At 53.1% G+C, this 17,537-nt stretch carries 19 protein-coding genes and 1 other annotated feature; of the genes, 10 read left to right on the forward strand and 9 right to left on the reverse strand.

What is annotated here, in order from left to right:
- Nucleotides 1-60: 60 nt before the first annotated feature.
- The 3 genes from yddG to NR177_RS19405 form a co-directional block, all read right to left on the reverse strand.
- Nucleotides 61-948 (reverse strand): aromatic amino acid DMT transporter YddG, encoded by an 888-nt coding sequence (gene yddG / locus NR177_RS19395; protein WP_256853442.1) that lies wholly within the window; start codon nt 946-948, stop codon nt 61-63.
- Between the two features lie 51 nt (nt 949-999).
- On the reverse strand, nt 1,000-1,824 hold the full coding sequence (gene nadE / locus NR177_RS19400; RefSeq protein ID WP_109716234.1) for an ammonia-dependent NAD(+) synthetase: 825 nt from the start codon (nt 1,822-1,824) through the stop codon (nt 1,000-1,002).
- Nucleotides 1,825-1,941: 117 nt separating this feature from the next.
- A complete protein-coding gene (locus tag NR177_RS19405; RefSeq protein WP_096012503.1) occupies nt 1,942-3,144 on the reverse strand; it encodes a multidrug effflux MFS transporter in 1,203 nt (400 codons plus the stop codon).
- Between the two features lie 259 nt (nt 3,145-3,403).
- Between NR177_RS19405 and osmE the strand changes: the two genes are divergently transcribed.
- Nucleotides 3,404-3,739 (forward strand): osmotically-inducible lipoprotein OsmE, encoded by a 336-nt coding sequence (osmE, locus tag NR177_RS19410; protein ID WP_096012504.1) that lies wholly within the window; start codon nt 3,404-3,406, stop codon nt 3,737-3,739.
- Between the two features lie 54 nt (nt 3,740-3,793).
- Here the strand turns inward: osmE and NR177_RS19415 are convergent, their stop codons facing one another.
- The 4 genes from NR177_RS19415 to hxpB form a co-directional block, all read right to left on the reverse strand.
- Entirely contained in the window at nt 3,794-4,192 is a 399-nt protein-coding gene (locus NR177_RS19415; RefSeq protein WP_096012505.1) for a DUF6515 family protein, read from the reverse strand.
- Nucleotides 4,193-4,387: 195 nt separating this feature from the next.
- Nucleotides 4,388-5,779 carry an L-cystine transporter gene (locus NR177_RS19420; RefSeq protein WP_256853443.1) on the reverse strand — a complete coding sequence of 464 codons (1,392 nt, stop codon included), beginning with the start codon at nt 5,777-5,779 and terminating at the stop codon, nt 4,388-4,390.
- A 151-nt stretch (nt 5,780-5,930) separates the two neighbouring features.
- Nucleotides 5,931-6,521, reverse strand: coding sequence for a metal-dependent hydrolase (locus NR177_RS19425; RefSeq protein WP_063881164.1), 591 nt, complete (start codon nt 6,519-6,521; stop codon nt 5,931-5,933).
- A 132-nt stretch (nt 6,522-6,653) separates the two neighbouring features.
- The gene (gene hxpB, locus NR177_RS19430; RefSeq protein ID WP_109716236.1) at nt 6,654-7,322 is read right to left on the reverse strand and encodes a hexitol phosphatase HxpB; all 669 of its coding nucleotides are present in this window, start codon (nt 7,320-7,322) and stop codon (nt 6,654-6,656) included.
- A 155-nt stretch (nt 7,323-7,477) separates the two neighbouring features.
- On the opposite strand from hxpB, the gene NR177_RS19435 reads away from it, so the two are divergent.
- Complete coding sequence (locus NR177_RS19435) at nt 7,478-8,014, forward strand: YniB family protein (protein WP_096012507.1); 537 nt, start codon at nt 7,478-7,480, stop codon at nt 8,012-8,014.
- Nucleotides 8,015-8,018: 4 nt separating this feature from the next.
- On the opposite strand, the gene NR177_RS19440 is transcribed toward NR177_RS19435, so the two are convergent.
- Both NR177_RS19440 and ghoS read right to left on the reverse strand, forming a co-directional pair.
- Entirely contained in the window at nt 8,019-8,912 is an 894-nt protein-coding gene (locus tag NR177_RS19440; RefSeq protein WP_096012508.1) for a fructosamine kinase family protein, read from the reverse strand.
- A gap of 78 nt (nt 8,913-8,990) precedes the next feature.
- Nucleotides 8,991-9,293 (reverse strand): type V toxin-antitoxin system endoribonuclease antitoxin GhoS, encoded by a 303-nt coding sequence (ghoS, locus tag NR177_RS19445; RefSeq protein WP_063879370.1) that lies wholly within the window; start codon nt 9,291-9,293, stop codon nt 8,991-8,993.
- Nucleotides 9,294-9,644: 351 nt separating this feature from the next.
- Between ghoS and NR177_RS19450 the strand changes: the two genes are divergently transcribed.
- The 8 genes from NR177_RS19450 to pheT all read left to right on the forward strand — a co-directional run bounded on the left by NR177_RS19450 (nt 9,645) and on the right by pheT (nt 17,535).
- Nucleotides 9,645-10,406, forward strand: coding sequence for a YdiY family protein (locus tag NR177_RS19450; RefSeq protein WP_063879371.1), 762 nt, complete (start codon nt 9,645-9,647; stop codon nt 10,404-10,406).
- Nucleotides 10,407-10,653: 247 nt separating this feature from the next.
- Nucleotides 10,654-12,582, forward strand: a complete 1,929-nt coding sequence (gene thrS, locus NR177_RS19455; protein ID WP_063879372.1) for a threonine--tRNA ligase — start codon at nt 10,654-10,656, stop codon at nt 12,580-12,582.
- A gap of 3 nt (nt 12,583-12,585) precedes the next feature.
- Complete coding sequence (gene infC / locus NR177_RS19460) at nt 12,586-13,137, forward strand: translation initiation factor IF-3 (protein WP_033732471.1); 552 nt, start codon at nt 12,586-12,588, stop codon at nt 13,135-13,137.
- Between the two features lie 100 nt (nt 13,138-13,237).
- On the forward strand, nt 13,238-13,435 hold the full coding sequence (gene rpmI, locus NR177_RS19465; RefSeq protein WP_004157374.1) for a 50S ribosomal protein L35: 198 nt from the start codon (nt 13,238-13,240) through the stop codon (nt 13,433-13,435).
- Between the two features lie 43 nt (nt 13,436-13,478).
- Nucleotides 13,479-13,835, forward strand: coding sequence for a 50S ribosomal protein L20 (rplT, locus tag NR177_RS19470; protein WP_006118956.1), 357 nt, complete (start codon nt 13,479-13,481; stop codon nt 13,833-13,835).
- Between the two features lie 116 nt (nt 13,836-13,951).
- Nucleotides 13,952-14,077: a sequence feature (Phe leader region), on the forward strand.
- On the forward strand, nt 13,957-14,001 hold the full coding sequence (gene pheM, locus NR177_RS19475) for a pheST operon leader peptide PheM (RefSeq protein WP_106120997.1): 45 nt from the start codon (nt 13,957-13,959) through the stop codon (nt 13,999-14,001). Its footprint overlaps the feature before it by 45 nt.
- Before the next feature lie 72 nt (nt 14,078-14,149).
- Entirely contained in the window at nt 14,150-15,133 is a 984-nt protein-coding gene (gene pheS, locus NR177_RS19480) for a phenylalanine--tRNA ligase subunit alpha (RefSeq protein WP_063879373.1), read from the forward strand.
- Between the two features lie 14 nt (nt 15,134-15,147).
- Entirely contained in the window at nt 15,148-17,535 is a 2,388-nt protein-coding gene (gene pheT, locus NR177_RS19485; protein WP_256853444.1) for a phenylalanine--tRNA ligase subunit beta, read from the forward strand.
- Nucleotides 17,536-17,537: the final 2 nt, after the last annotated feature.

The raw sequence follows: 17,537 nt of genomic DNA on the forward strand, positions 1-17,537 counted from the left end.
CTGTACTGGTTGTCCATACAGTGTAACAGGCAGGTTAAAGGTTCGCCAGTCAGAGATTCATCAACGCCTTGTCGCCAGCCAGCAAATCAGAGAGCCAGCGGTGATCATAGCAACGCCTTGCCAGAAGCTTATCGGTGGCGTCAGCCCCAGCCATAGCGAGGCCAGCAACGCCGAGAGTACCGGCGTGAAATAAGATGCCGTCGCCAACAGCGTCAGGTTGCCATGCTGGATGCCGTAATTCCAGGCAGAGTAGGCAACCGCCGTTGACGCGCCCATAAACAGCACTTCTGCTGCAGCGGTCACGCTAAATTGCAGCGTTTCATACTCCGTGAACAACGCGAATTTGAGCCATAGCGCCAGGGCCGTCACCATAAAAAACAGGGTGACGCCGTTGCTGCCGCGAGCATAGCGGCGCGTGATGTTGTTGTAGAGCGCCCACGCAATCGCTGCGATAAACGCCAGCAGGTAGGCTGTTGGATTGCTGGCAATATTCTGCGCCATCTTACCTGTCACATTCCCGTTAGCGCCTTTCATCACCCAGATAATACCGCAGAGGGAAAGCAGCAGTCCGGGCCACAGCCACAGGCGAAAACGCTGCTGGTTAAACGGAATCGCCAGCACGATTGTCAGGCAGGGCCAAAGATAGTTGATCATCCCCATCTCCAGCGACTGGTGACGATCGCGGGCAAGGCCGACCGCCAGTGCCAGGCAAATTTCATAACCGACAAACAGCACGCCGCCTGTAAGCAGATAGCGGCCCGGCATGTTACGTGGGTTGGGAACGCCGCGTGTGAGGCACAGCAAAACAGCGGTAGTGGAGTAAATAAGCGCGGCACCACCAGTCGGGCCAAACGCCTCGCTGACGCTGCGCAGCAGGCCGATAGTGGTGCTCCAGAGCAAAATCGCGCTCAAACCGATTAATGTCGCGCGTGGTAAGGTTGCAGGCATGGGGGTTCAGTCGGCAAAGACGCCCTTGTCAGAAGACAAGGGCGGCAAAAGTTATTTCCAGAAATCGTCAAAAACAGTGATAGGCGGACGACGCTTATGCTCGGTTTTCAGATACCAGCCTTCAATAATCTTCGCGCTGTCCGGCGCGATGGTTTTGCCTTCCAGATAGTCATCGATCATATCGTAGGTGACACCCAGCGCGACTTCATCCTGCAGGCCAGGGCGATCATCTTCCAGGTCGGCCGTGGGTTTCTTCAGATAAAGATGTTCAGGGCAGCCCAGCGTTTTCAGTAACTGTTTTCCCTGACGTTTATTCAGGCGGAAGATAGGGTTAATGTCACTGCCGCCATCACCATATTTGGTGAAGAAGCCGGTTACCGCTTCTGCGCCGTGGTCGGTACCGACCACCACACCTTTGGACATACCGGCAATGCTGTACTGGGCTTTCATCCGTTCGCGGGCTTTTTCATTACCGCGCACGAAATCGGACAGCACGATCCCCGCTTCTTTCAGCGCCCGCTCGCTGGCCAGCACCGCTTCTTTGATATTGACCACCAGCGAACGATCCGGCTGGATAAAGGCCAGAGCGTCCTGACAATCCTGCTCATCTGCCTGTACGCCGTAAGGTAAACGCACCGCGATAAAGGTGTAGTCGTTATCGCCTGTTTCCTGCCGAAGCTCCGTTATCGCCATCTGAGCCAGCTTGCCGGTCAGGGTGGAATCTTGTCCGCCGCTGATACCGAGTACCAACGCCTTAAGGCCGCTGTGGCGCGTTAAGTAGGCTTTAAGGAAATCAACGCTGGTACGGATCTCCTGGTGTGGATCGATAGTTGGCTTAACGCCAAGTGCGGTAATGATTTCCTGCTGCAGTGACATCAACATCTCCTTAAGTCTGTAGCCCGTTGGCACAATACAAAGCATGTTTTAAAGCTAACGCGCATCCCGGGAAACAACAAGCCAAAGCGACCGCTGTTTTTATTGAGACGGGCAGAATCAGACGCTTTTTACTTCGGCTGCGGGTTTTTTCGCCAGAACGGTAAACGTCAGTATAGCCAGCATGTAGCAGCCAAAAATCGTCAGCGTCATACTGATTACTGATGTCCCGCCAATGCCCGTTACCGGCACGGCAATAGCGCCCAGGGTAAAGCCGGTGACGCCAATCACCGCCGAGGCGCTGCCAGCGCGCTGTCCCTGACTTTGCATCGCCAGCGACGACGCCGTCGTGGCAATCACCCCGTTACTGGCAATGGTAAAGAACAGGGCGAGTAGCACCAACGGCAGAGGCGCATGGCTGAGCCCGGCAATCAGCAACGCACTCGATGCGACACAGGCCAGCGTCAGACCGCCTTTCAATACGCGATACTCTCCCCACAGTGGGCAGAGCCGGGCGCTGGTCTGTGAGGCGATGATTAATCCAATACCGTTTGCGGCAAAGCAGAAGCTGAACGCCTGCGGAGACAAGCCGTAAAGTTGTTGCAACACAAAGGGTGAGGCACCGATGTAGGCAAACATGCCAGACATCATCAGCCCCTGTGTGAGGCAAAATCCCATAAAAGGGCGATGGGTAATAACCTGACCCAGCGCAGCATAGGCTGAAAATACAGAGCCCTGACTACGACGTTCGGCAGGAAGGCTTTCATGCAGCTTCCAGCGCGCCAGCAGGATAAGTAAAACGGCGATACAGCTCAATACCACAAAAATACCGCGCCAGTTCAGCACGGCCATAAGTGCGCCACCTAATACCGGTGCGCCGATAGGGGCCAGGCCGTTGACCAGCATCAGCAGGGCAAAAAAACGGGTAAGTTCATGGCCGCTGTACATGTCACGCGCCACGGCCCGCGACAGGACGGCGCCACCTGCGCCCGCTAAGCCCTGAAACAGGCGGGCCAGTAACAGTTGGTGAATGTCCTGTGCCAGGGCGCAGCCTATCGAGGCGATAAACAGCAGCACCAGGGATAAGGTTAGCGGGCGCAGTCGGCCGAATTTGTCGCTCATTGGCCCGAAAAACAGCTGTCCGGCACCCAATCCGAGTAGCCCGGCAGTCAGGCTGAGCTGAGCCGTTGAGGTCGAGGTCTGAAGATCCTGCGCCAGTTGCGGCAGTGCGGGCAGGTACAGGTCAATACAGAGCGGCCCCAGGGCAGCCAGTAATCCCAGGGTGATGGCGTAAACCCGTCGGTTTGGTGATGAAAGCGTCATTGATCCTCTGGAACCAGAATGCTTATTGGTGACAACGTCACTTGTGTTGTTCGCCCGCCTTGAAACGCGGGCCATTAGCCATTAAGGCAGGCCGGTCAGCGCCACTATTCGCCTGAATAACCGCTGCGTTAAGGCCATTGCGGCGCATTTTATCAAATCTTTCAGGGCAGATTGAGTTTAAGTACGTCATTAACTTGAAAAAAAACGTTTTATGTTCCAGGCTTCTCAGCACATGGACAAAAAAACGAGGAACAACAAGATGAATAAAGTGATGGGATGTATCGCTGCAGCGCTGACGCTGGCTGCGCTCTCTGGTTGTACGACTTACGATCGTGCGGAAAGCTTCGTGACTAAGCCTGTGGTTAAGGATGTCAAAAAAGGCATGACTCGCGAACAGGTTCGTCAGATTGCTGGCCCTGCAGCCACTGAAATCACGATGGTGCATGCACGTGGTACCTGCCAGAGCTACGTCATTGGCGAGCGTGAAGGCAAGCCACAGACTTACTTCGTTAGCTATAACGATACCGGTCGCGTGATGAACTATGGCTTCCAGAGCTGTGCTGAGTACGATACTGACCCGCAGGTTAAGCAGTAACTACCCGCTTTAACAAGAAACGGCTCGCCATCAGGCGAGCCGTTTTTTTTATGCCTATAATCCCGCCGGACGAGGGACTTCAATATAGCTGCCGTTAATTTCCCGCTGATAATAATGACCGTCCTGCACGTAGAAACGCCTGCCGTTAAAATCCAGAACCCGCATGCCGCTTTCATAGGTTTGCACGGGCGGTTCCACCACCACGTATTCTTCCCCGTGACGCTGATAATAACTGCCGTTAAGCAGGTAGTAAGTTAATCCACCGATCAACACCGCCGTCGCGGCCAGTGGCAAAACGTGGAAGTGGTCGGGACCGTGCCAGCGCGGTGCCGGGCCATGCCAGCCTGGGCCGGGTCGCCAGTGCGGGCCAGGTCCCCAGTCACCGGGACGACCAAAAGCGTGAGCTGGCGCAACTATCGCTAACGCCAGTAATGAGGCGATAACCGTTTTCATGAGTGTTCTCCTGCAGTTATTACCTGCAGAATTCTCTTTTTGCCGCATAAAGACAAGCAGAAATACCCTGTATTATTGCCCGTTTACCACGCTTAACGTTTTCTTAACGGCACCACGATAATCAAGAAGAAATATGGAGAAGATAAGACAGAAAAAGGGGGAAAGACCTGGCGGCTGGCGCCAGGTCTGCAGTGATTAACTGTGTTCTAATTCACCGTGTTCGCAGCGTTCTAAAACGCGTTTATTGGTCAGGCCCAACCAGCGGCTGGTCAGGGAACCTGCGGTCATGGAACCATTGACGTTCAGCGCTGTTCTGCCCATATCAATCAGGGGCTCAATGGAGATCAACAGTGCCACCAGAGTAACCGGCAGCCCCATTGCGGGCAGCACAATCAGGGCGGCAAAGGTCGCACCGCCGCCGACACCGGCCACGCCTGCGGAACTCAACGTCACAATGCCGACCAGTGTGGCAATCCACAGCGGATCAAAAGGGTTAATGCCGACCGTTGGGGCCACCATCACTGCCAGCATGGTCGGATAAAGACCGGCACAGCCGTTCTGTCCAATAGTGGCACCAAACGAGGCCGAGAAGCTGGCAATCGATTCGGGCACGCCAAGACGGCGAGTCTGGGCTTCAACATTCAGCGGAATGCTGGCGGCGCTGGAGCGACTGGTAAAGGCGAAGGTCAGTACCGGCCAGACCTTGCGGAAAAACCGCATAGGATTGATGCCGTTGACCGATAAGAGCAGGGCATGAACCACAAACATGATGGTCAGTCCTAAGTAGGACGCCACCACAAAGCTGCCCAGCTTAATGATGTCCTGTAGGTTAGAACCGGCCACCACTTTAGTCATCAGCGCCAGCACACCATAAGGTGTCAGTTTCATAATCAGGCGCACCAGCTTCATCACCCACGACTGCAGCGTATCGATAGCGGTCAGGACGCGCTGGCCTTTAACCTCATCGTCTTTATGGAGCTGCAGGGCAGCGACGCCAAGGAAGGCGGCGAAAATTACCACGCTGATGATCGAGGTCGGGCTGGCCCCGGTTAAATCAGCAAAAGGATTCTTAGGAATAAACGACAGGATTAATTGCGGCACGGTCAGATCGGCGACTTTACCGACGTAGTTACTCTGAATCGCGCTCAGGCGAGCGGTTTCCTGCGCGCCCTGTACCAGGCCGGTGGCGTTAAGATGAAACAAACCGGTTACGAAAACGCCGACCAGGGCGGAAATGGCCGTCGTAAACAGCAGTACGCCAATAGTCAGAAAACTGATTTTCCCCAGCGAAGAGGCATTGTGCAGACGGGCCACGGCGCTGAGTATGGATACAAACACCAGCGGCATCACAATCATCTGCAGCAGTTGTACATAGCCGTTACCCACGATGTTGAACCAGCTAATTGAGGTTTTAACGATATCGCTGTTGCCGCCGTAAATCAGCTGTAGTGCCAGACCAAAAAGCACACCCAGCACTAAACCGGTCAGCACTTTTTTTGACAGGCTCCAGTTTGCGCGGCTCATGCGTGACAATAAAAGCAGCAGCACGACAAATGCTACGACGTTAAGCGTAAGAGGAATATCCATAGCAACTCCGAAGTTATGCAGCATTCCCTGGTAGGAGAGCGGCAAAGATAGTGATCGTAAAGATACGTATTCGGAAATGGTAACAGTTAGAAATGGCGCAATCTTATATCCAAATGGAATAGCTTATAACCGGGACTGTTTTGCTCCCGGCTTAGCGTTCTGATTGCGCAGAGATGAGACGACTGACGCCGTTTTGCAGCGTATCAAATACCTGGGCCGGCCAGCCATTTTCGCCAAACGACGGCATCCCCAGCGGGAACCATAAGGCATAACCAATCAGGCAAAGACAAAGCGTACGCTCCAGCTGATTGCCTTTCTGACTGTTAAGCACTGGCAGGCGAAAACGCCAGCGGCAGGGCCAGAGCAGGGGAACGCCGGCGGGGGTGAGCATATCAGCCACAATATGGCTCAGATAACCGAGCGTCATGCCCTGCAACACATCCGCCGGGACAGGCCAGCTTTTCGGCACGTTGATCTGGAACAGCCACAGGCTGGCTGCCACGGCAAGCAGGCTGTGGGTAAATCCGCGATGGCCAAACACCCGCGCAATAGGGTGCGACAGCCAGCGCAGCCGCTGTCCTAACAGGGATTTAGGATGGTCGATATCGGGAAGCAGGCAGGTCAGTAGCGTGGCCGGAATCAAATGCCACCAGTCGGCATGCGCCATCACTGGGGTAAGTTCGGCCCGTTTAGCGAAAATAGCGCTGGCAACAGCAAAAAAGATATGGCCCTCGGCCGTCATGATAAAACCTGGCTGCAAGAAAAACTGTCGATGCATCCAGTATAGGGATTTATCCAGTAAATGAGAACCCGTGACGCTGTAACGAAGCGTTAATTTTTTAAGGTTGTGCAACAGGTTACAGCGTAGCCACAATTAACCCAGTAAATGCGTGCGCGTCAGTTGTGTCAGGCTGCTCAGCTTAACATCGGCCAGCGACCAGCGGGCATCGTCCTGATGCGCGGCAGCCGGGACGACAACCGCGCGCATGCGCGCCGCTTTGCTCGCGACCATTCCGTTGACAGAGTCTTCCAGGGCGACACAGTGAAGCGGATCGATACGCAACGCGTCGGCAGCATGTAAATACACCTGCGGATGCGGCTTACTGTAGGGCAGATTCTCCGCCGATGACAGCACGTCAAAATAATGGCGCAGGTTGAACATTTCCAGCACGCCTTCCAGCATAAACAGTGGCGAAGCCGAGACAAGGCCGATTTTCAGGCCGTGCTGTTTACAGAGTGTGAGTGCGGATTCAACGCCGGGTAGCAGCGGGCGCTGCGTGGCGATCAGTTCCATCGCGCGGGCGATAATGCGCTGAGTCACTTCTTGCTGGCTCGGCCCTGACCAGGGCAGGGTTTCGTACCACATGCGCACGGTCTGGTCGATGCGCAGCCCCAGTGTATCGGGGAGCTCATGGCGGCGCGTCAGATCGAGATTCAGGGTTGAAAAGATATCCATTTCGGCTCTGTCCCAAAGCGGTTCCGAATCGATCAGCAATCCATCCATATCAAATAAAGCAGCATAAACAGGGCGGTGGTAAGGCATGAGGCTCTCCCGTAAACATGACGGCCTACTTTATCACGAACGGGGGAGGCTCGCTCAGGAGAGGCATTACGGGCGCAGCCCGCGCTTTTTTTTGGGAAAACGCCCTAAGGGCAGGTAGACTAGAGGCTAACAGGATTTTGGGTTCAGGAGATATCATGACCTATCAACAGGCTGGCCGCATTGCCATCCTTAAGCGTGTCGTCGGCTGGATAGTTTTTTTACTGGCGTTAGTATCCACAATAATCTCACTGCTGAGTTTTTTATTTAAGCACAGTGAAAAGAAGCCTGGCATTGATGCCGTTATGCTTGATTTTATTCATGTTATGGTCGACATGATTCGTTTTAATACGCCGTTCCTGAACGTTTTCTGGCATAACTCACCTGTGCCGGACTTTAACGGGCAGATGAATCTGGGATTCTGGCTTGTCTATATTTTGATCTTCGTCGGTCTGGCGCTGGAAGCTTCAGGTTCCCGCATGGGACGCCAGGCGCGCCACGTGCGGGAAGGCATTGAAGACCAGATGATTCTTGAACAGGCTAAGGGCAGTGAAGGGCGCACACGTCAGCAGTTAGAAGAGAAGGTGCGCGTACCTCGCCACACCATTTTCCTGCAGATTTTCCCGCTCTATATTCTGCCGGTGGTGATTGCCATCGCGGGATATTTCCTGCTTTCTCTGCTGGGTTTTCTGTAACCGGTCAGGCCGGTTTAGCCTGACCGGCCGCCAGTGCATCATCATCCAGTAACTGACCTACGGCAAGCTGCGCGGCTCCCAGCCAGTTGCCGCCAAAGACGTTCGCCCGATTTAGCAGATAATAAAGCTGATAGACCGGCTGGCGCTGTGAGAAGCCATCCGGTAACGGCCAGGTCTGGTTATAACCGTCAAAGATTTCTCTGGGCAGATCGTTAAACCAGCTCAGCATGGCCAGGTCACATTCCCGATCTCCCCAGTAACAGGCCGGATCAAAAATCCATGGCCCACTCTGGCTGGCTGCGCAATTGGTGGGCCACAGATCGCCATGGAGCAGAGAAGGTTGGGGATGATGTGATGCCAGCGTTCGCTGCACGCAGTCGACAATCAGATCGGTATCGCCATACAGGATGCCTTTCTCTGCGGCGATTTGCAGCTGCCAGCCGATGCGCTGTTCTGCAAAAAAAGCAGACCAGCGCCGTAGCCAGCTGTTAGGTTGTGGCGTGGTCGTCAGGTTATTGTCAAAATCAAGACCGAACTGGGGCTGCTCGCTCCACTGATGCAGGCGCGCCAGCTGCTGTCCTAACTGATGCGCGCTGTGCGCGTCGAGAGGCTCAGGCTTGATGTACTCCAGCAGAATGAAACTGTAATCCCGATCGCTGCCGACGCCGTATACTTCCGGCACACGGACAGTCTGCGTTCGGCGCAGCAGGGCGAGTTGATCGGCTTCCCAACTGAAAAGCGTCACCTTGTCGCGGCTGTTACATTTTACAAATACATCCTGGTCGCCATAGCGAATCAGCCAGGCAGGATGTACGTCCCCACCGGGAAGTTCAAGACGTTGGGTAATATCGGCATGACCAAATGGCTCGTTTAACAGACGACTAATGGCTGACCACATCGGGTTATCCTCTTTATTCGCTGCCTGAGTTCGATTGTAACCTGTAACCTCTCTCGAAAATCTGCGCTTGCGCACAGACTATTCTGGCGAACGGGCAGCGTCGCGCAGAAAATCTTCAAGCGTGGTCAACGTAACGTCGGGTTTCTGTCCCAGCGCGCTTTCGCCAGCAGCAATGGCTTGCTGTTTTAAATCTTCGTGTGTAAGCGTGGTGACGATGCCAAAACTGTTGGTGCCAAGCTCGTGGGGGTTCCCCTTATCATCCATCAACGTGGTAGAGAAGCCGCCTGATGTCAGCGCGCCGGTTAGTGTCAGAACGTCAGCGAGTCCGCTTTCCTGATAATGAAACGTGACGACATAGCGGTGTAAATCCCCGTTACTCATTTTGCACCTCGACATGGTTAAATAACACACAGCGTAGTACATGGCGAAAAAACAGGCGAATAATGAAGGAGATGAGCCTAAAAATCAGATCAATCTGTGCGCAAGTCACGGCGGGAGTGCGAAAGAAACCCAATGTAAATCTTGTAAATGAACAGATGCCATTTGGTAAAAATGGCTCTATAATGCGCGCCGAAATCAGGTTAACGCCCAGTGAATGCACGGCGTTACGCTAATGTATGCCGTTCTGAGCGAATTCATGTTTTTTTACAAAAGTTACCGTAAATTGCATTGATCGCATTGGGAAACCCTTCAGAATCTTCGTTTTTAAAACTGCCGCACGGATCACATTTAATGAAAGCCTTTAACAAGCTGTCTGCTGTTCTTTTGCTCTCTGCCGGAGCGTTTTGTCACCAGGCGCTGGCCGATAATGCGGTCTTTACCGCAATGGATGACCCATCCACGGCTAAAAAGCCTTTTGAAGGTTCTGCCTCTGCGGGTTACCTGGCACAAAGTGGTAACACCACCAGTTCATCATTGACCGCACAAAGCAATATGACCTGGTACACAGAATCAATGGCCTACAGCTTGTGGGGCAATGCCGCAAACACCTCTGCTAACGATGAGCGCTCTTCTGAAACCTATAACGTTGGCGCACGTTCCCGTTACAACATGAGCGCCTATGACTATCTGTTCGGTCAGGCGAGTTGGTTAAGCGACCGTTACAACGGCTATGATTCCCGTGATGTGCTGACCGCCGGTTACGGTCGTCAGATTCTGAATGGTCCGGTGCATTCGCTGCGTGCTGAATTCGGTCCGGGCGTACGTTACGATGATTACCGCGGCGGCGATCACAAAACCCAAGGCCTGGCCTACGGTGCGGTGAGCTACCAGTGGCAACTGACCGATACGACCAAGTTTATTCAGGGCGTATCTGTGCTGAGTTCACTGGGCGAAGATACCACGGTCAACTCAGAAACCGGTTTGCAGGTTGCCATCAACGATCACTTTGCCCTGAAACTGGCTTATAACGTGACCTGGAACAACAACCCACCGGCTTCTGCGCCAGACCATACCGATACCCGAACCTCAGTCATGCTGTCCTACGCAATGTAATGCGCGTTCACAATGGCTGATCAATCGCGGTCTGGCAGAGTGCCTGGCCGCTTTTTTTTGATCTCTCTGAGGGTTAGCGTAAAACGCATGGGTTTTGCTCGCGCCTGAAAACTGCTATTATCCGTCCCGCATTACACTCCTGGCGACATTCCGACAATGTGGGTCTGATATACCGCCAGGTCAATAAAACTACTCAATTTTGTATGTAAGCTTTCGTGTGGCTTACCACTGCAACTAAGGACATTCTATGCCTGTAATTACGCTTCCTGATGGCAGTCAGCGTTCGTACGATCGCCCTGTCAGCGTTATGGACATCGCGCTTGATATTGGTCCCGGTCTGGCAAAAGCCTGTATCGCTGGACGGGTTAACGGTGAACTGGTTGATGCGGTTGATCCCATCACCGAAGACGCGTCTGTTGCCATTATCACAGCAAAAGACGAAGCGGGTCTTGAGATTATTCGCCACTCTTGCGCGCATCTGTTAGGCCATGCCATTAAGCAACTGTGGCCCGATACGAAAATGGCGATTGGTCCAGTTATCGACAATGGCTTCTATTATGACGTCGATATCGATCGTACCCTGACGCAGGAAGATATCGAGCTGCTGGAAAAACGCATGCATCAGTTGGCCGAGACCAACTACGATGTGGTGAAGAAAAAAGTCAGCTGGCAGGAAGCGCGTGATGTCTTTGCTGCGCGCGGTGAAGTCTATAAGACCACCATCCTGGATGAGAACATCAGTCATGATGATCGCCCAGGGCTCTATCATCATGAAGAATACGTCGATATGTGCCGTGGCCCGCACGTGCCGAATATGCGTTTCTGCCATCATTTCAAACTGCAGAAAATTTCGGGTGCTTACTGGCGCGGTGACAGCGATAACAAAATGCTGCAGCGTATCTACGGTACAGCATGGGCAGACAAGAAACAGTTGGCAGCTTACCTGCAGCGTCTGGAAGAGGCGGCGAAGCGCGACCATCGTAAGATTGGTAAGCAACTCGACCTTTACCATATGCAGGAAGAAGCGCCGGGCATGGTTTTCTGGCATAATGACGGCTGGACTATTTTCCGCGAGCTGGAAGTGTTCGTCCGTAGTAAGCTAAAAGAGTACCAGTATCAGGAAGTTAAAGGTCCGTTTATGATGGATCGCGTCCTGTGGGAAAAAACGGGTCACTGGGAAAACTACAAAGATGCGATGTTCACGACCTCATCTGAGAACCGTGAGTACTGCATCAAACCAATGAACTGCCCGGGGCACGTGCAAATTTTTAACCAGGGGTTAAAATCCTATCGCGATTTGCCGCTGCGTATGGCTGAGTTCGGTAGCTGCCACCGTAATGAACCATCAGGTGCTTTGCACGGTCTGATGCGTGTTCGTGGCTTTACCCAGGATGATGCCCATATTTTCTGTACTGAAGACCAGCTGCGTACTGAAGTTAACAGCTGTATCCGCATGGTTTACGACATGTACAGCACCTTTGGCTTTGAAAAGATCGTGGTGAAACTGTCCACGCGTCCTGAAAAGCGCATCGGTTCTGATGAAACCTGGGATCGTGCAGAAGAAGACCTGGCTGCGGCGCTCAATGAAAACAACATTGAGTTTGAATATCAGCCGGGTGAGGGTGCGTTTTATGGCCCTAAAATTGAATTTACACTATACGATTGCCTTGACCGCGCCTGGCAGTGTGGAACAGTTCAGCTAGACTTTTCCCTGCCTAAACGCCTGGATGCTACCTACGTGGGAGAAAACAACGATCGTCAGACCCCGGTGATGATTCACCGTGCGATTCTGGGATCGATGGAGCGCTTCATCGGTATTTTGACCGAAGAGTTCGCGGGTTTCTTCCCAAGCTGGCTGGCACCGATGCAGGCTGTGGTAATGAATATTACCGACGGTCAGGCAGAATATGTTGAGACTTTGACACGTAAATTGCAGAATGCTGGCATTCGTGTGAAAGCAGACTTGAGAAATGAGAAGATAGGCTTTAAAATCCGCGAGCACACATTACGTCGCGTCCCTTATATGTTGGTCTGCGGTGATAAAGAGGTGGAAGCTGGCAAAGTTGCCGTTCGCACCCGCCGTGGAAAAGACCTTGGGTCGATGGATGTCGATGTGTTTGTTGAGAAGTTGCAACAAGAGGTTCGCAGCCGAAATCTTCAACAATTGGAGGAATAAAGTATTAAAGGCGGAAAACGAGTACTACCTACGCGTCCGAACAAAATTAACAGTGAAATCCGCGCGACCGAAGTGCGCTTAACAGGCATGGATGGTGAGCCGATTGGCATTGTCACATTACGCGAAGCTTTGGAAAAAGCCGAGGAAGCGGGTGGCGACTTAGTCGAAATTAGCCCGAACGCCGAACCGCCGGTCTGCCGAATTATGGATTACGGCAAGTTCCTCTATGAAAAAAGCAAATCTTCTAAGGAACAGAAGAAGAAGCAAAAAGTTATTCAGGTTAAGGAAATCAAATTCCGTCCTGGAACCGATGATGGCGACTATCAGGTCAAACTACGCAACCTGATTCGCTTTCTGGAAGATGGCGATAAAGCTAAAATCACGCTCCGTTTCCGCGGTCGTGAGATGGCGCACCAGCAGATCGGTATGGAAGTGCTTAACCGCGTCCGTAAAGACCTGTGTGAAGATCTGGATTTGGCCATTGTCGAATCCTTCCCTTCGAAGATCGAAGGCCGCCAGATGATCATGGTGCTCGCTCCTAAGAAGAAACAGTAGGCATTCAAGTAGCAATGGCCGCGCAGCGCTTGCGTTGCGCGGTTTGTTGTTCGCCTGTCTGGGTCATGTTATCAACAATGCGAAGTGGATATTTTTAAAAATGCCAAAGATTAAAACTGTACGTGGCGCGGCTAAGCGCTTCAAGAAGACCGCTTCTGGCGGCTTCAAGCGTAAACACGCAAACCTGCGTCATATTCTGACTAAAAAATCTACTAAGCGTAAACGTCACCTGCGTCCGAAAGGCATGGTGTCTAAAGGCGATCTGGGTCTGGTTATCGCCTGCCTGCCGTACGCATAAGTAAATTTTTTAATTAATTCAGAATATTAAACAGGAGAGCTAAATGGCTCGTGTAAAACGTGGTGTAGTTGCTCGCGCACGTCACAAAAAAATCTTAAAACAAGCTAAAGGTTACTACGGTGCACGTTCACGTGTTTACCGCGTTGCCTTCCAGGCTGTTATTAAAGCTGGTCAGTATGCTTACCGCGACCGTCGTCAACGTAAGCGTCAGTTCCGTCAGCTGTGGATCGCGCGTATCAACGCAGCGGCGCGTCAGAACGGTATGTCTTACAGCCGTTTCATCAATGGTCTGAAAAAAGCAGCCATTGAAATTGACCGTAAAATCCTGGCCGACATCGCCGTATTCGACAAAGTGGCATTTACTGCACTGGTAGAAAAAGCGAAATCAGCGCTGGCGTAAGTCAGTTGAAAAAGGGAGCTTGCTCCCTTTTTTATTATCTGTAACCTGAGCAAAAGTTTGACTTTTTCACCGCTGCGCATTTCAATAGTGCCGTTGAGAATCACGACAAGGTAACGCAAGCATGAATGCTGCTATTTTCCGTTTCTTTTTTTACTTTAGCGCCTGACAATCAGGGGCTTTTGCGCATAAGAAAAGAAACGAAAAATCGCGCTGAAAGCCTCCCACGTGGAGGCTTTTTTTGTTTTTGGCGCTGGCATATTGGACCGCCAGGTCCCAACACGTACTAACCAGCCTGACTGGAAAAAGAGGAAAACATGTCCCAACTAGCAGAACTGGTGGCGAACGCCACGGCGGCCATCGATGGGGCGACCGATATCGCCGCCCTTGACGCGGTGCGCGTCGAATATCTGGGGAAGAAAGGGCATCTGACACTGCAGATGACCACACTGCGCGAGCTGCCAGCGGAAGAGCGTCCTGCCGCAGGTGCCGTGATTAACGAAGCCAAACAGCAGGTAACGGAACGCCTGAACGCGCGTAAAGAAGAGATGGAGTCAGCGGTGCTCAACGCGCGTCTGGCGGCAGAAACCATCGACGTCTCCCTGCCGGGACGTCGTATCGAGAACGGCGGCCTGCATCCGGTTACCCGTACCATCGATCGTATTGAAACCTTTTTTGGCGAACTGGGCTTTGCGGTCGTTACGGGGCCGGAAATTGAAGACGATTATCATAACTTCGATGCACTCAATATCCCAGGCCATCACCCGGCGCGCGCCGATCATGACACCTTCTGGTTCGATGCCACGCGTCTGCTGCGTACCCAAACCTCTGGCGTGCAAATCCGTACCATGAAGAACCAGCAGCCACCGCTGCGCATTATTGCACCGGGCCGAGTTTATCGTAACGACTACGATCAGACGCACACGCCGATGTTCCATCAAATGGAAGGTCTGATCGTTGATAAAAATATCAACTTCACCAACCTGAAGGGCACGCTGCACGATTTCCTGAACAACTTCTTTGAGGAAGACTTGCAGATTCGTTTCCGTCCTTCCTATTTCCCATTTACCGAACCGTCCGCGGAAGTGGATGTCATGGGTAAAAATGGCAAGTGGCTCGAAGTGCTGGGTTGCGGCATGGTGCATCCGAATGTCCTGCGTAATGTCGGTATCGATCCGGAAATCTATTCAGGCTTTGCCTTTGGCATGGGCATGGAGCGCCTGACCATGCTGCGCTACGGCGTGACCGATTTGCGCGCATTCTTCGAAAATGATTTACGTTTCCTCAAACAATTTAAGTAAGGGCAGGTTATCCAATGAAATTCAGTGAACTCTGGTTACGCGAATGGGTAAATCCCGCCCTTGACAGTGCAGCCTTATCTGAACAGATCACCATGGCCGGCCTGGAAGTGGACGGCGTTGAGCCGGTCGCGGGCGCGTTTCACGGTGTTGTGGTTGGCGAAGTCGTGGAGTGCGGTCAGCATCCTAATGCTGACAAACTGCGCGTGACCAAAATTAATACCGGCGGCGATCGTCTGCTGGATATCGTCTGCGGCGCACCAAACTGCCGTCAGGGCCTGAAAGTTGCGGTCGCCACCGTGGGTGCTGTGCTGCCGGGCGATTTTAAAATTAAAGCGGCCAAGCTGCGTGGCGAACCGTCGGAAGGCATGCTGTGTTCGTTCTCGGAGCTGGGTATTTCCGACGATCACAGTGGCATTATCGAATTGCCCGCCGATGCACCGGTTGGCACAGATATTCGTGACTACCTGCAGCTGGACGACAACACCATTGAAATCAGCGTCACGCCTAACCGCGCCGACTGCCTGGGAATTATTGGTATTGCCCGTGATGTGGCGGTACTGAACAGCCTGCCGCTTAACGCACCTGCCATTGAGCCGGTTGCAGCGACGATTTCTGATACTGTCCCGATCAATGTCGAGGCGACCGCAGCCTGTCCACGTTATTTAGGCCGGGTCGTTAAAGGCATTAACGTTGCCGCTGCCACACCGCTGTGGATGAAAGAGAAACTGCGTCGTTGTGGTATTCGCTCTATCGATCCGGTGGTCGACATCACTAACTATGTATTGCTTGAGCTGGGTCAGCCCATGCACGCTTTCGATCTCGACCGCATTGACGGCGGAATCGTGGTACGCATGGCGAAAGACGGTGAAGCGCTGACGTTACTGGATGGCACCGCGGTTAAACTCAGCAGCGATACGCTGGTTATTGCCGATCACCAGAAAGCCCTGGCGATGGGCGGCATTTTCGGCGGTGAACATTCCGGTGTAAACGCGGAAACGCAAAATGTTTTACTGGAGAGCGCCTGGTTTGAACCCCTGGCGATTGCGGGCCGTGCTCGTCGCTATGGCTTACATACCGATGCCTCCCATCGCTACGAGCGCGGTGTGGATGCCGCGCTGCAGCATAAGGCGATGGAGCGCGCCACCCAGTTGCTGCTGACCATTTGCGGCGGTGAAGCGGGGCCGGTTATCGATCAGACGTCGGCGGACGCATTACCACAGCCCGCGACTATCACGCTGCGTCGTGAAAAGCTGGATCGGTTAATTGGTCATGTGGTCAGCGATGAGCAGGTAACCGACATTTTAACGCGCCTGGGCTGTCAGGTCAGCGTAGGTAACGGTGAATGGCGTGCAGTGGCACCGACCTGGCGCTTCGATATGGCTATCGAAGAAGACCTGGTGGAAGAGATCGCCCGTATTTATGGTTACAACAACATCCCGGATGTGCCTGTCCATGCTGGCCTGGTGATGACGAAGCACCGTGAAGCGAACCTGTCGCTGAAGCGGGCGAAGATGCTGCTGGTAGACAAAGGTTATCAGGAAGCGATCACCTACAGCTTCGTGGACCCGAAGGTGCAGCAGTTGCTGCATCCGGGTGAAGAGGCACTGCTGCTGCCAAGCCCGATCTCCAGCGATATGTCCACGATGCGTCTGTCACTGTGGACCGGCTTACTCAGCGCGGTGGTGTATAACCAGAACCGTCAGCAGAGCCGCGTGCGCCTGTTTGAGAGCGGCCTGCGCTTTGTGCCTGATACGCAGGCGGATCTCGGTATTCGCCAGGATTTGATGCTGGCAGGCGTGCTGAGTGGCAACCGCTATGAAGAACATTGGGACCTGGCGCGCCAGACCGTTGACTTCTATGATTTGAAAGGCGATTTAGAGTCGCTGCTGGATTTAACCGGCAAGATGAATGCGATTAGCTTCCGCGCTGAAGCGAATCCGGCGTTGCATCCTGGACAAAGTGCGGCAATTTATTTACACGATGAACGAATCGGATTTATCGGAGTGGTTCATCCCGAACTTGAACGTAAGCTGGATCTCAACGGTCGTACCTTAGTCTTTGAACTGCTTTGGAATAAGGTCGCAGACCGCGTCCTGCCTGATGCGCAAGAGATTTCACGCTTCCCGGCAAACCGTCGTGATATCGCTGTTGTTGTGGCCGAAAACGTGCCTGCAGCAGATATCATCGCGGAGTGTAAGAAAGTTGGCGTAAATCAGGTAGTTGGCGTAAACTTGTTTGACGTGTACCGAGGTAAGGGTGTTTCCGAGGGCTATAAGAGCCTCGCAATCAGCCTGATTTTGCAGGATACCAGCCGGACACTCGAAGAAGAGGAGATTGCCGCGACGGTTGCCAAATGCGTTGCGGCATTAAAAGAGCGATTCCAGGCAACCTTGAGGGATTGAAC

It is taken from the genome of Pantoea sp. Fr+CA_20, from assembly GCF_024520835.1.
GTDB lineage: Bacteria > Pseudomonadota > Gammaproteobacteria > Enterobacterales > Enterobacteriaceae > Pantoea > Pantoea allii.